Raw genomic sequence first — 12,749 nt, forward strand, 5'->3', positions numbered from 1 at the left:
CGTCCGCCAGACTGTCCGCAACTTCCTTCGGTGAAGGCGTGTGACGTATCTCTTCCGCTATCTGACCTGCGACTTCGCGGTACCGGCCGTCCACGAGCAGCAGCCGCTAAACCTGGCCGTGCCACTGCCACTTCTCTCGTCGTGGCACCCCTGGCAGATCACCGCGTCCGGTGCACCACAGCAGCAGCGCGACAGGATCGGCGTGGCGCGGGGCATCGGGGAACAACCGCTCGATCACCGGTGCGCAGTGCTCCGGGTCCGGCCGCCACTGGGCTCCCGTGATGTCGTGCGTGTGCATGGTCAGCTCGGTGATGCCCATCGCGGCGAACCCCGTCGCGTCCGAAGTGCCCCACGGGTGCCACGCGCGGGCGTCCGGCGGGCTCGCGGCAACGGTTCGGGACAGCAGTGTCGCCGCGGTCGTGATGCCTTCCAGGCAGTGCTCCAGCGGCAAGCCGGGACGCAGGCTGCCGAGCAGGCTCGTCCACCGGCTCTCCGCACGGGTCGCCAGCAGCGCCGTGTACCCGAGCAGGCCCTCGACGACGTGGTCGAGCGTCTCGCGGCGGGACCACTCCAGGCCGTGGGCGCGGCGGGTGAAACCGGCCCCCGGCAGGGTGGCCAGCGCCCGCACGCAGTCCTCGGCCGCTGCGTCGAGCAGTTTCGGCCAGTCCACCTCAGACCGCCTTCGCGCGCAGCAGCTCGATGATCCGCGCCCAGCCGTCCCCGCCGTGACCGGCTTCGACCGCCTGACGCGCGTACTCGTGGAAAAGCCTGGGCAGCGTCGGGTCGATCTTGCGGACCTCGCTCGCGTGCACGAGGTGGTCGAGCGTGGCCAGGTGCACGTCCAGCGTCGCGTCCGTGCCGGGGTAGCTGCCCGCGTCGACCTGCTCGGCGTAGGTGGTGACGAACCCCGCGACGGGGCCGAGCCAGCGGGTGGCGAGCGGCGTGAAGTGCGCGGCGGTCGAACCGTCTGCGGTGACGAGAGCGCTCGCGTGCAGCCAGCCGGTCAGCGTCGCCCACATGATGCCCAGCAACGCCGTGTCGTACAGCGCGGCGCGGCCGGGTTCGGCACCGAGGTTCACCGGCTCGGCCAGTGCGAACAGCAGGTTCCTCGCCTCGGCGAACGCGTCCTGGTCGCCGCTGTAGAGGATCATCGAGCGCTCGTCGCCGATGCCGGGCGGGGTCGTCATGATGCCGCCGTCGACGTAACGCGGCGTACGCGCGGCCATCTCGCGCGCCTGTTCCGGTGAGCCGGAGGTGAGGTTGACCAGGACGCCCGGCAGTTCGGGGTCGAGGATCTCGGTCAGCGCCGGGTAGTCCAGCACGCAGGCCACCACGACCGGTGCGGACCGCTGGGCCTCCAGGGCTGAAGCGGCCCGGCGGGCGCCCTGGGCCACCAGCGGCGCAGTCTTGGCTTCGGAGCGGTTCCAGACCGTGACGCGGTGACCGGCGCGCAGGAAGGCCGCGGCGAGCGCCGAGCCCATCTGACCGAGTCCGAGCACGGCAACATCCGAGTGCATTGCGTTGTCCCCCAAGGGTTGTCGATTGACCTCCCCCACCCTCGCAAGCGGTGCCGCGCACCGACAGTGGCGGAAATGCCTACTGTCGAACGATTGCTGCCAGCTACCGTGCGGGCATGAGCGTGGTGGCGATCTTGGTGACCGAGGACGACGCACCGGCCGTCTGGGACGTGTACGAGGCGGGGCTGGCGTGCGTGGTGTTCGGCGTCGACCACTTCGATCCCTGGTACACGATGCGGTTGTGCGGCCTGAATCCCGCGGCACCACGGGCCCGGCACGGTTGGACGCTCAACCCCGAACACGGCCTGGAGGGCCTGCACGGCGCGTCCACGATCATCGTCCCGTCAGTCCCGCAAGCAGTGCTGGACGGAAACGAGCCGTTGGACCCGTTGCTGGTCAAGGAACTCCAGGACGCCGCAGACAACGGCGTGCGCATCGCCGCGTTGTGCAACGGTGCGTTCGTTCTGGCTGAAGCGGGACTTCTGAACGGACGTCGCGCCACAGCACATTGGTCGTACACGGACCGTCTGGCTCGCCGGTTCCCTCAGGTAGAGGTCGACGACTCGGTGCTCTACATCGACGACGGCGCGATCCTCACCAGCGCCGGTGCGGCCGCGGGACTCGACCTGTGCCTGCACCTGGTGCGGCAGGACTTCGGCGCACACGTCGCCAACCAGCTGGCGCGCAAGCTGTGCGTGCCGGCCCACCGCACCGGAGGCCAGGCGCAGTTCGTCATCCGGCACGTGCCCGAGACCGACGACGACAGCATCGCGCCGGTGCTGGAGTGGGCCGTCCGGCACCTGGACCGCCCGCTGACCGTCGCCGAGCTCGCCCGCCGCGCCGGGATGAGCCAGCGCACGTTCTTCCGCCGCCTGCACGACGCCACCGGCAGCACCCCGTTGCAGTGGCTGCTCGCCCAGCGCGTCGCCCACGCCCAGGCGTTGCTGGAGACGACCGCGCTGTCCGTGGAACAGGTCGCGGAACGCTGCGGTCTGGGGACCGGCGCGAACCTGCGCCGGCACTTCACCGCCCACGTCGGTGTGCCGCCCACCGAGTACCGGCGGGCCTACGCAGGTTGAATCTCCTCATGGGAACCAACCGCGAGAAGATGATCAACGGCGAGCCCTACCTGTCGATGGACCCCGAGCTCGAACTGGACCGCCAACGGGCGTGGCGCGTGATGAACAGCTACAACGCGTTGGAACCCGGTGACTACGAGGGCATGCATGCAACCCTTAAGGACTTCGTCGCGGAGATCGGCGAGAACACGGTTCTGCTGCCACGCCTGCAGATCGAGTACGGCTACAACACCCGCATCGGCGCGAACAGCTTCATGAACTACGACGGCATCATCCTCGACTGCGGGCCGGTGACGATCGGTGACAACGTGATGATGGGACCGCGCGTGCAGCTGCTGACGGCGTTGCACCCGATCGAGGACCACGACGCCCGCATCGCCGGCTGGGAGACCACCGCGCCGATCGTCATCGGCGACCGGGTGTGGTTCGGCGGCGGCGTGATCGTCTGCCCTGGAGTCACCATCGGCGACAACACGGTGGTCGGCGCGGGCAGTGTCGTGACGCGCGATTTGCCTGATCACGTGCTCGCGGTCGGCAACCCCGCACGGGTCGTTCGTAAGATCTGAGGTCATGCGCAGCGAGGAGATCCAGATCCGCACCGGCTCCGACGAGGTCGTGCACGACCTGACCCGCGAATGCCAGCGGTTCCTCGACAGCGAGAACGGCGACGGTTTGCTGCACGTGTGGGTGCCGCACGCGACCGCCGGTGTCGCGATCATCGAGACCGGCGCCGGCAGCGACGACGACCTGCTGACCGCGTTGGAGCGCATCCTGCCCCGCGACGTGAAGTGGCGGCACCGGCACGGCACCCCTGGTCACGGCCGTGACCACGTGATGCCCGCACTGGTGCCGCCGTACGCGACGATCCCGGTGCTAGGCGGTGTGCTGGCGCTCGGGACGTGGCAGTCGGTCTGCCTCGTCGACACCAACGTCGACAACCCCGTCCGCACGGTCCGTCTGAGCTTTCTTGCCGGCTAGCAGCAGCACGAGCCCGACGAGCGCGATCCCGCCGAACACCCACCACTCGGTGCTGATCGAGCCGTCGTACATCAGGCTGCGCAGGCCTTCCGTCGAGAAGCGGAACGGCGTCCACGACCACAGAACCGCGCGGTAGGCGGGGTTGAGCAGCTCCGGCACCTGACCCGCCACCGCGGGCGCCATCAGGTACAGCAGGCCGAGGATCCCCATCGCGCGGATGCCGAGGTGCTTGAACAACCCTGCCTGCAGCAGTGCGAACGACACGGCGACAGCGAGCAGGAAACCCACTGCGGTCGCGCTGAACGTGACGCCCCACCACGCCAGCAACCCCGTCACGGAACCAACGACCAGCACGGCCGTGGTGAGCGCCGACAGCCACCGGAACCGATTGCCCTTCAGCACGACGAACAGCAGTCCGGCGACCATGCCGCCGACCCACAGCAGTGCGGAGGCGGCGAGCGGCGCCGTGCGTTCGGCCGCGGACACGGCCTGGGTCTCGACCTTCACGGGCAGGCCGGCTCCCTGCGCGACACCGGTCAGGACCTGCTGCGCGACCTGCGTGCCGGACGGGTTGACCGCGGGGTTGAGCCGGATCGTCGCCTGGCCGGGCGTGATCTCCAGGACCCCGTAGACCTTCTTGTCCGCCAACAGGGTCCGGGCCTCGTCGGCGGACGCGACGGTGATCTGGACCTCGGCGGAGTCGGCGGCCTCGACGCGTTCCGCGATCGGCGGAGGCGCCACCACGGCGAGCGGCACGTCGTGCGGGTGCACGGTCGCCTGCACGCCGAACGTCAGCAATCCCAGGAGAAACGTCACCACCGCACCTGCGGCGGCGGTGACCAGCGCGGTGCGCATCACGGGCCTCCAAAGTTCATCACACGTTGAATTCAGTGAGCACGCTACGCCCGGCGCGCTCCGGAAGTCAACGCATGATGAATTAATCACTGTCAGACCCACCAGGTACCGTTTGCCCGTGACTTACCCAGGTGGGGGCGGACAGGGCGGCTGGAACGACCAGCAGGGCTGGGGCCAGCAGCAGGGTGACTACCAGAGCGGTGGCTACCAGGTCGGCGGTTATCCGCAGACGGGTGGCTTCCCGCAGCAGCAGGGCGGTTTCCCTCAACAGGGCCAGGGCGGGTACGGCGGCCTCGGCGTGTACGGCGGGTTCGACAACGAGCCGCCCAAGAAGAGCAACAAGACGCTCTTCCTGGTGATCAGCGCGGTCGTGCTGGTACTGCTCGTGGGCGGCGGCGTGACGTGGCTCGTGCTGTCCCGCAACACGACCGACCCGAACGCCCAGCCCAGCACCGCGCCGCCCAACTCGACGGCGCAGGGCACCACCGGGGCGTGCAAGAACGAGGGCGTGCAGTGCGTCGAGACGTCGCTCGGCTTCAACTACGAGGTCCCGAAGAACTGGGACGTCGTCGCCGACGCCAGGATCCCGGTCGACAAGTTCGACGACATCGCCCTGTCCGGGGTGACCTCGTACGGCAACTACACCTGCGAGGGCAAGTCGTACACGAAGGGCACCAACGGCGGCACGTTGCTGCCCAAGGGCGACATCAACCAGACGGCCACGGACTTCACGAAGGCCCTGGCGACGCAGTACTACTCGTCGGGCGGTGAGCCGAAGGTGGAGCTGACCCAGCCGAAGGCCGTGAAGATCCAGCACACGCAGAAGGACGGCAAGAAGGTCGTCGTCGAGGGCGTGCAGGTGGACGCGACGATCACCCAGTCGGCGAACAAGTGCCTGGCGAGCAAGGGAATGGTGAAGGTCGTCGTGCTGAACGGCAGCAGCAAGCTGCACGTGCTGGCGATCAACGGCGACCTGGAGGGCGGCGGAGGTGGCACGACGCCGCCGCTGCCCAAGGAGGCCGACCTGCAGAAGATGGTCGACTCGCTGGTGCCGACGACCTGACCGTCGTCACCGCTGGGCGGGCTGACCCGCCCAGCGGTCCGAACGACTAACCGCGGACGACCTGCACCAGGTGATCCACGACCTCGGCAACCGGCACGTCGACGCGGTCACCGGACTTGCGGTCCTTGACCTCGACCACGCCGTCCTTCAGCCCGCGGCCGATCACCAGGATCGTCGGCACGCCCACGAGCTCGGCGTCCGCGAACTTCACGCCGGGGCTCGCCTTGCGGTCGTCCAGCAGGACCTTGAGGCCCTTCTCGCTGAGTTGCTTCGCGAAGTCCTCACCGGCGGTCAGCAGCGTCTCGTCCTTGCCGGCCACGACGACGTGGACGTCGGCGGGGGCGACGTTGCGGGGCCAGATCAGGCCGCGGTCGTCGTGCGACTGCTCGGCGATGGCCGCGACGAGACGCGAGACGCCGATGCCGTACGAGCCCATGGTGATGCGCACGGGCTTGGAGTCCGGGCCCAGGGCGTCGAGCGAGAACGCGTCCGCGTACTTGCGGCCGAGCTGGAAGATGTGGCCGATCTCGATGCCGCGCGCGGCGACCAGCACACCCTTGCCGTCGGGCGACGGGTCGCCCTCGCGGACCTCGGCGACGTCGATGACGCCGTCGGGCGTGAAGTCGCGGCCTGCGACGAGGTCGACGACGTGGTGGTCGGCCTTGTCGGCGCCGGTGACCCACGCGGTGCCCTTGACGACGCGGGGGTCGGCGAGGAAGCGGATGCCGTTCGCCTGGATCGCGCCCGGACCGATGTAACCCTTGACCAGGAACGAGTTCTTGGCGAAGTCGGCCTCGTCGACCATCGCGACCTCGGCGGGCTCCAGCGCGGCCTCGAGGCGCTTGAAGTCGACCTCGCGGTCACCGGGGACGGCGACGGCGAGCAGCTCCCAGTCCTTGCCGGGGTGCTTGAGCTTCACCAGGACGTTCTTCAACGTGTCCGCCGCGGTGAACTTGCGGTCGGTGTTGGCGTTGAGGAAGTCCACCAGCGTCTCGATGGTGGGCGTGTTCGGCGTGTGGTGCACCTGCGCGGCGGGCTTGTCGTCGATCGACTGCTCGGCGGGCACGGGGGTCGTGACGGCCTCGACGTTCGCCGCGTAGTCCGACTCGGTGCTGCGCACGAAGGTGTCCTCACCCGTCTCGGCGACGGCGAGGAACTCCTCGGAAGCGGAGCCGCCCATCGCACCGGACGTCGCCGACACGACCACGTACTCGAGGCCGAGCCGGTCGAAGATGCGGATGTAGGCGTCGCGGTGGTTCTGGTACGACTGGCTCAGACCCTCGTCGGTGAGGTCGAACGAGTACGAGTCCTTCATGAGGAACTCGCGGCCGCGCAGGATGCCCGCACGGGGACGCGCCTCGTCGCGGTACTTGGTCTGGATCTGGTACAGCGTGACCGGGTAGTCCTTGTACGAGCTGTACTCGCCCTTCACGGTGAGGGTGAAGAGCTCCTCGTGCGTGGGGCCGAGCAGGTAGTCGGCACCCTTGCGGTCCTTGAGCCGGAAGATGTTGGGCCCGTACTCCTCCCACCGGTTGGTCGCCTCGTAGGGCTCCTTGGGCAGCAGGGCGGGGAACTGGATCTCCTGCGCGCCGAACGCGTCCATCTCCTCGCGGACGACGGCCTCGATGTTGCGCAGGACCTTCAGCCCGAGCGGCAGCCAGGAGTATCCGCCCGGCGCGACGCGGCGGACGTAGCCGGCGCGCACCAGCAGCTTGTGGCTGGGCACTTCGGCGTCGGCCGGGTCCTCGCGAAGAGTGCGCAGGAACAGCGACGACATCCTGGTGATCACGGTGGGTACTCCTCGTTCACGGGCTGTTGGAGCAGCGTACTGGTTGCCCTGCTCATGGAATCGCGGCGGCAGGTTTCACCGCATCTGACCTGCAAGAACCAAAACTGTCAGACCCCCTGAGTAGCGTCCCTCCCATGTCCCTGACCATCGAAATGATCACCATCGACACCGGCGACGCCCGCAAGCTCGCGGAGTTCTGGACGGCCGCCCTGAACACCACCGTTCAGAACGACTGGGGCGAGTTCATCGTCCTGGCGCCGAACACCGAACACGGCCCCGCCCTGGGCATCCAGCAGGTGCCGGACCCCACGCCGGGCAAGAACAGAATGCACTTCGACTCGCACGTGCCCGACCGCAAGGCCGAGGTGGCCCGGCTGGTGGGCCTCGGCGCCACCGAGGTCGCGGTGCACAGCATCCCCGGCCTGGTGTGGTCGGTGCTGGCCGACCCGGAGGGCAACGAGTTCTGCGTCGGCCAGGCGGGCGAGGAGCTCTAGCCTCTCGGCCGGTCAGCCGGGTGTTCGTGGTGTCCGCGTCCTCCTCTGGCGTGGGGAGGCGCGGGCCCGAGGCACCCTGCTGGCCGCCGCGGAGTCTGGTGAGACCTCGCTGCTCAGCTCGATCGGAAGCCCGAGTCGATCCGGGTTCGTGCCACCTCGACCGCGGTGCGCTCGTGCAGGCCGAGCGCACGGGTCGAGTTGGCGGCGTCCAAGAACAGTGCCGTCACCGCCTTCACCCGATGCCCCGCCGATCAGATGGTGCACTGCCGTGCCGCCCCCGTGTCCGCCTTTGGCGTGAGGAAACGGGCCCGGCACCGAAGCCACCCTGCTGGCCGCCCCACGACCTGCTGAAGGCCGAACTGCTCAGCCCGACTGCAGCGCGCTCCTGCACCACCGACCGCGCGGGTCGAGTCGGGTGCAACGCGGTCCCGCGTCCTCCGCTGGCGTGAGGAGACGTGGGCCCGGCACCGAGGCACTCTGGCGACCACGGTGAGCCGACGAAAACCCACTGCCCCAACACGACCGGCGACCCGGACTCGGCCGAAGTCAGCCGCGTCCGCGCACACCCAACGCGCTCGACCAGTGCCGTCACCACGGACGTTCACCTGGCACCCGGCCGCTCAGACAGGGCGCGTCGGGGTCCCAGAGCCGCGCTTCCCCTGACGTGAGGAGACACGAACCCAGCACCCACACACCCCACCGACCACGTCGAAGGCCAGCCGAAAACCCCACTACCCCAACAAGACCGGCAACCCGAAGTCGATCCACGTCCGCGCCACCCCGAACCCGGCACGCTCGTACACACCCAGCGCACCGGTCGAGTTGGCCGTGTCCACGGACAGCCCGGCTCGCTGGTACCCCTGCGCCCTGCCCTGAGCCAGCGTCCAGCTCAGCAGGGCGGAGGCGACCCCGCGCCCGCGGTGTTCCGCGAGGGTGCCGACGTCCCCGATCCACAGCTCGCGGACGCCGGTCATCTCCTCGACGACCGGGTAGTGCCGCGCGAGCACGAACCCGACCACGGCGCCCTGTGCGAGCGCCAGGAAGGAGGTCTCCTTCACGAACCTCTTGCTGTTGGTGAACGACGACGCCCATTCCTCGGGGCTGCGCTCGACCGAACCCCAGTGCTCGGCGAAGGTCGAGTTGGTCACCTGGCGGACCTCTTCGTCGCGGTCCGGGGAGAACGGCACGATCTCGTAGCCGGGCGGGATCGGGACCTGGGCGAGTGACTCGCCCAGTGCCACCTCCAGCTCGTAGAAGTGGCGTTGTGCGGTGAACCCTGCTTCCTCGGCCAGTGCCACGTGCCCTGCCGAGCGGCTCTCGACCATGGTGCTCACGGTGAGCGGCATAGTCGGGTGGCGCTCGGAGTGCAGTTCTCGGGACGAGGCGACCAGGCTGGCCAGCAGCTGGCGGCCGATGCCGTTGCGGCGGAACTTCGGGTGCACCGCGCCGTCCAGGCGGACGCGGTGGGTGCCTGCCGGGTTGTCGCGCAGCACGACCAGGCCGTACGCCGCGAGCTCGTCGTCCACGAGCACGGCCAGCGATCCCCTGGGCAGGTCCGCCTCGGCGAACGACTCGGCGAAGTCCTCTTCGGACAGCAGTTCGCCGGTGTCGTCGATCGCCTCGGCCGCGTTGTACAGCGCGGCAACCGCAGGAATGTCCGCTGTCGTGAGCGGACGCCACACGAGTTCCACGCCAACTGACGCTACGGGGAGGTGATGACCCCAACAACTGAATAACGCGTTGCCCGGACCAGGCGATCAACGCCATCCTGCGGGCGATGACGACACCAGAGATCGCACCGCTGCACGAGGACCTCACCTTCCACGGGCCGCTGTCCGAGGAACGGGCCGCACGCCTGATCCGCGGTCTGCTCCCGCTCGACGGCGCGCACGTGCTCGACGTCGGCTGCGGCTGGGCGGAGTTCCTGCTGCGAGTGCTGGAAACCGCGCCCACCGCCACCGGCACCGGCGTCGACCTGGACGAGGCGGCCATCGCCCACGGCCAGGCCAGCGCCGAGAAACGAGGCCTTGCGTCCCGCGTCAGCCTCGAGGTGGCCGACGTCGCTCAGTGGCAGTCCGAACGGCCGGTCGACGCCGTGATCGTCAACGGTGCCAGCCAGGTGTGGGGCGGAGATCCGTTGCAGCACACGGCGAACGCGCTCACGGCGGCGAAAGGGCTGTTGCGCGCGGGCGGGAAGCTGTTGCTGGGCGAGGGTTTCTGGGAACGCGAGCCGACCGAGGCGCAGCTCGCCGCGATGCCGATCCCGCGCGACCAGTACGGCTCCCTGGCCGACCTGGTCGACCTCGCGCACGCTCACGGGTACCGGTTGCTCGCGGTGGAGCAGGCGAGCCTCGACGAGTGGGACGTGTTCGAGAACGGGCACGGGCTCGCGTGGGAACGCTGGTTGCGGGACAACCCGGACTCCCCGCACGCCGAGGAGATCCGTGCGAAGGCCGACACGCACCGCACCTTCCGCCTGCGCGGCTGGCGCGGCACGCTCGGCCTGGCTTACCTGACGTTGCAGGCACCGTGAGAACACGACCGGGCTCGAACCGGCGTCCTCCCGGGTGAGAGCCGGGCGCTCCACCACTGAGCTACGCGTTCCACGCGTTCGGCCGGCCGGGCTCGAACCGGCGTCCGCCCGGCCCCAGAGCCGGGTGTTCTACCGCTGAACTACAGCCGAACGCGGTACAGCCTGCTCAGTCGAGCGCGTCCTGTCCACCGAATACCCCGGTGTTCAACGGCTTGCCGCTGAACACCCGCGCGCGACGCAACGCCATGGCCCACAACGGGTCGGACACCGCGACGCCGTGCACGAGCTCCGGGGTCGGCCGGAAGCGCGCGATCGCCGTGTGCGTTCGCGGTGCTGTCCATCCGGAACGCTCGGGGTCCACGCGGTGCTCGCGGCAGGCAGCTTCCACGTCGGCACGGGAGCAGGCTGCCGTGCCGTCGAGCACGTCCCACGGCAGCGGCAGGCGCGACCACACCGAGGTGTCCGGGTGCAGGCCGCCTCCGGACGTCTGGTGCCAGGCGGCGAGGTCGGCGGCCATCACGCGCATGACCTTGCCCGGCCACGCGTCCTCGACCAGCGACGTCAGCCCGGACGCGTGCAGGCAGGCGATCCAGCCGGTGCGTGCGGCGTTGTAGGCGCCGGCCAGGGCGTTCCAGCTCGACGAGTCCACGCCGCGACGCACGATCATGGTCGCCTTGTCGATCTCGGACGACCGCCACTCCGAGGCCAGCAGCTCCGCCACCGACCTGGTCGCCGCCGACCACCGGCCGAGCAGCTCGCCGAGCTGCTCGGCCCGCAGCCGGCGCAGCACCTGCCAGGTCGGGCAGGCCAGCGCGATCATCTCCCAGTCGGTCTCGTCACGGGCCTCGCAGCGCGCGAACAACACCTCGGCGACCTGGTCGAACGGGTTCTCCCGGCCCGCGAGCGAGAACTCGCGGCGCAGCTTGCGCCGTGCCGTGAAGTAGGCGATGAAGCAGGCCGAGTCCGGGTCGGCGCGGAACCGGTCGCGGTCGATCGCGCCGACGAACCCGGCCGCCGCCAGCACCGTCAGGCCGCGCATCTTCCGCGCGCGCTCCAGCCGCGCGGCCTTCGCGGCGAGGCGGCGCAACATGCGGAACCGCCGGTTGTACTTGCGCTTGGACAGTTCGATGCCCGCGGCGGCACGGTCCTCGCGGTTCAGCCGGTCGGTGAGGAAGTCGGTGTGCGCAGGGTCCCAGTTGATCTCGGAGCCGACGAGCGCCGCGAACTCCAGCACCGAGATCGGGTCGTCAGCGTCGACGGTGCCGCCGTCCACTCCGAACACGAACCGGGTGGCGGCGATCTGGCGCGCGGCACCGACCGGGCGGGCGTAGTCGATGCTCATCCCGGAGAAGCCGTGCCAACGCCGCGTGTGCTCCGCCACGTCGCGCAGCACCGCACGCTCCCGGCGTGTCAGCGACGGCAGCGCCTCCAGCACGAGCGTGACCACGTCCTCCGGGCGCAGCCGTGCGTCCAGCGAGTCGTACAGGCGGTCCAGTGCGTCCACGCCTTCCAGAGCACCACGCAGGTCCAGCGGTTTTCGCACGTTGCCCTACCCTTTCCAACCGTGCTGGTGCTGCTTCCCCCGTCGGAGACCAAGGCGATCGGCGGCGAGGGCGCGCCGCTCGACCTCGACGCGCTGTCGTTCCCCGAGCTGAACCCGGTGCGCGACAAGCTGGTGTCCGCACTGGCCGATCTCGCGAAGGACGTCCCGGCGAGTCTGAAGGCGCTGGAGATCTCCGAGCGCCAGGTCGACGAGGTGCACCGCAACGCGGCGTTGCGCACGTCCGAGACGACGCCCGCGCTGCTGCGCTACACCGGCGTGCTCTACGACAACCTCGACTTCCCGTCGCTCAAGAAGGCCGAGAAAGAGCGAGCCTTCGAGCGGCTGGCGGTCGCGTCGGCGCTGTTCGGGGCTATCCGCGGTGGCGATCCGGTGCCCGCGTACCGGCTGTCGGGCGGCAGCACGCTCCCGTCCCACGGCAGCCTGCGCACGCTGTGGAAGCCGGCGTTGGAACCGGTCCTCAAAGACGCCGACGAGTTCATCGTCGACCTGCGCTCCGGCGCGTACTCAAGCCTCGCGAAGGTGCCGCACGCCGTCGTCGTGCGGGTGGTCACCAGCGAGGGCAAGGTCGTCAGCCACTTCAACAAGGCGCACAAGGGTCTGCTGGCCCGCGCCATCGCGAGCGCCAAGACGGAGCCGACCGACCTGAAAGGCCTGGTCAAGCTCGCGCAGAAGGGCGGGCTCAAGATCGTTCCGACGGGCGACAAGACCGCGGACCTGATCACCGATTAATTCGGTTGCGGCCGGTGGGGGCCGCACGGCAGTCTTCTGCCTCGAAGCGTGACATCGGAGCTGGATCGAGGAGGTGCGTGATGTCAGAGCCTGTCTTTGGACGTGGCACCGCGTTCGCGACCCGTCCAGCCGCCCTTCGCGCCTGATC

Annotated in this window: 13 protein-coding genes and 2 tRNA genes; 7 read left to right on the forward strand and 8 right to left on the reverse strand. The window is 69.5% G+C overall.

Annotated features, from left to right (window positions below):
- Positions 1-106: 106 nt before the first annotated feature.
- Entirely contained in the window at positions 107-670 is a 564-nt protein-coding gene (locus ACFOWZ_RS18560; protein WP_382374067.1) for a maleylpyruvate isomerase N-terminal domain-containing protein, read from the reverse strand.
- A 1-nt stretch (position 671) separates the two neighbouring features.
- Positions 672-1,517 (reverse strand): NAD(P)-dependent oxidoreductase, encoded by an 846-nt coding sequence (locus ACFOWZ_RS18565; RefSeq protein WP_382374069.1) that lies wholly within the window; start codon positions 1,515-1,517, stop codon positions 672-674.
- Positions 1,518-1,633: 116 nt separating this feature from the next.
- Here ACFOWZ_RS18565 and ACFOWZ_RS18570 point away from each other — a divergent pair, with 116 nt between their 5' ends.
- Genes ACFOWZ_RS18570 through ACFOWZ_RS18580 form a run of 3 tightly spaced genes read left to right on the forward strand, consistent with a single transcriptional unit; the run spans position 1,634 to position 3,574 of the window.
- Positions 1,634-2,596, forward strand: a complete 963-nt coding sequence (locus tag ACFOWZ_RS18570) for a GlxA family transcriptional regulator (RefSeq protein ID WP_382374071.1) — start codon at positions 1,634-1,636, stop codon at positions 2,594-2,596.
- A gap of 8 nt (positions 2,597-2,604) precedes the next feature.
- Positions 2,605-3,162 carry a sugar O-acetyltransferase gene (locus ACFOWZ_RS18575; protein ID WP_382374073.1) on the forward strand — a complete coding sequence of 186 codons (558 nt, stop codon included), beginning with the start codon at positions 2,605-2,607 and terminating at the stop codon, positions 3,160-3,162.
- A 4-nt stretch (positions 3,163-3,166) separates the two neighbouring features.
- Positions 3,167-3,574 (forward strand): YjbQ family protein, encoded by a 408-nt coding sequence (locus ACFOWZ_RS18580; protein WP_382374075.1) that lies wholly within the window; start codon positions 3,167-3,169, stop codon positions 3,572-3,574.
- Here the strand turns inward: ACFOWZ_RS18580 and ACFOWZ_RS18585 are convergent.
- On the reverse strand, positions 3,470-4,429 hold the full coding sequence (locus ACFOWZ_RS18585) for an ABC transporter permease (RefSeq protein WP_382374077.1): 960 nt from the start codon (positions 4,427-4,429) through the stop codon (positions 3,470-3,472). The two genes, ACFOWZ_RS18580 and ACFOWZ_RS18585, sit on opposite strands and share 105 nt — an antisense overlap.
- Positions 4,430-4,547: 118 nt before the next feature.
- Here ACFOWZ_RS18585 and ACFOWZ_RS18590 point away from each other — a divergent pair, with 118 nt between their 5' ends.
- Entirely contained in the window at positions 4,548-5,492 is a 945-nt protein-coding gene (locus tag ACFOWZ_RS18590) for a hypothetical protein (RefSeq protein WP_382374079.1), read from the forward strand.
- A gap of 46 nt (positions 5,493-5,538) precedes the next feature.
- Here ACFOWZ_RS18590 and ACFOWZ_RS18595 read toward each other — a convergent pair whose 3' ends face one another.
- The gene (locus ACFOWZ_RS18595) at positions 5,539-7,281 is read right to left on the reverse strand and encodes a proline--tRNA ligase (protein ID WP_382374081.1); all 1,743 of its coding nucleotides are present in this window, start codon (positions 7,279-7,281) and stop codon (positions 5,539-5,541) included.
- 134 nt (positions 7,282-7,415) lie between these two features.
- Between ACFOWZ_RS18595 and ACFOWZ_RS18600 the strand changes: the two genes are divergently transcribed.
- Positions 7,416-7,775, forward strand: coding sequence for a VOC family protein (locus tag ACFOWZ_RS18600; RefSeq protein ID WP_382374083.1), 360 nt, complete (start codon positions 7,416-7,418; stop codon positions 7,773-7,775).
- Positions 7,776-8,506: 731 nt separating this feature from the next.
- Here ACFOWZ_RS18600 and ACFOWZ_RS18605 read toward each other — a convergent pair.
- Entirely contained in the window at positions 8,507-9,466 is a 960-nt protein-coding gene (locus tag ACFOWZ_RS18605; RefSeq protein ID WP_382374085.1) for a GNAT family N-acetyltransferase, read from the reverse strand.
- An 86-nt stretch (positions 9,467-9,552) separates the two neighbouring features.
- Here ACFOWZ_RS18605 and ACFOWZ_RS18610 point away from each other — a divergent pair, with 86 nt between their 5' ends.
- A complete protein-coding gene (locus ACFOWZ_RS18610) occupies positions 9,553-10,308 on the forward strand; it encodes an SAM-dependent methyltransferase (RefSeq protein WP_382374087.1) in 756 nt (251 codons plus the stop codon).
- Here ACFOWZ_RS18610 and ACFOWZ_RS18615 read toward each other — a convergent pair.
- The 3 genes from ACFOWZ_RS18615 to ACFOWZ_RS18625 all read right to left on the reverse strand — a co-directional run bounded on the left by ACFOWZ_RS18615 (position 10,308) and on the right by ACFOWZ_RS18625 (position 11,851).
- Positions 10,308-10,379: transfer RNA gene (locus ACFOWZ_RS18615), tRNA-Glu, on the reverse strand. The two genes, ACFOWZ_RS18610 and ACFOWZ_RS18615, sit on opposite strands and share 1 nt — an antisense overlap.
- Before the next feature lie 6 nt (positions 10,380-10,385).
- Positions 10,386-10,458: transfer RNA gene (locus tag ACFOWZ_RS18620), tRNA-Gln, on the reverse strand.
- A 16-nt stretch (positions 10,459-10,474) separates the two neighbouring features.
- Positions 10,475-11,851: a hypothetical protein gene (locus ACFOWZ_RS18625; protein ID WP_382374089.1), complete on the reverse strand. Its 1,377-nt coding sequence runs from the start codon at positions 11,849-11,851 to the stop codon at positions 10,475-10,477.
- Positions 11,852-11,872: 21 nt separating this feature from the next.
- On the opposite strand from ACFOWZ_RS18625, the gene yaaA reads away from it, so the two are divergent.
- Complete coding sequence (gene yaaA / locus ACFOWZ_RS18630) at positions 11,873-12,601, forward strand: peroxide stress protein YaaA (RefSeq protein ID WP_382374091.1); 729 nt, start codon at positions 11,873-11,875, stop codon at positions 12,599-12,601.
- Positions 12,602-12,749: the final 148 nt, after the last annotated feature.

It is taken from the genome of Lentzea rhizosphaerae (assembly GCF_042649515.1).
Lineage (GTDB): Bacteria > Actinomycetota > Actinomycetes > Mycobacteriales > Pseudonocardiaceae > Lentzea > Lentzea aerocolonigenes.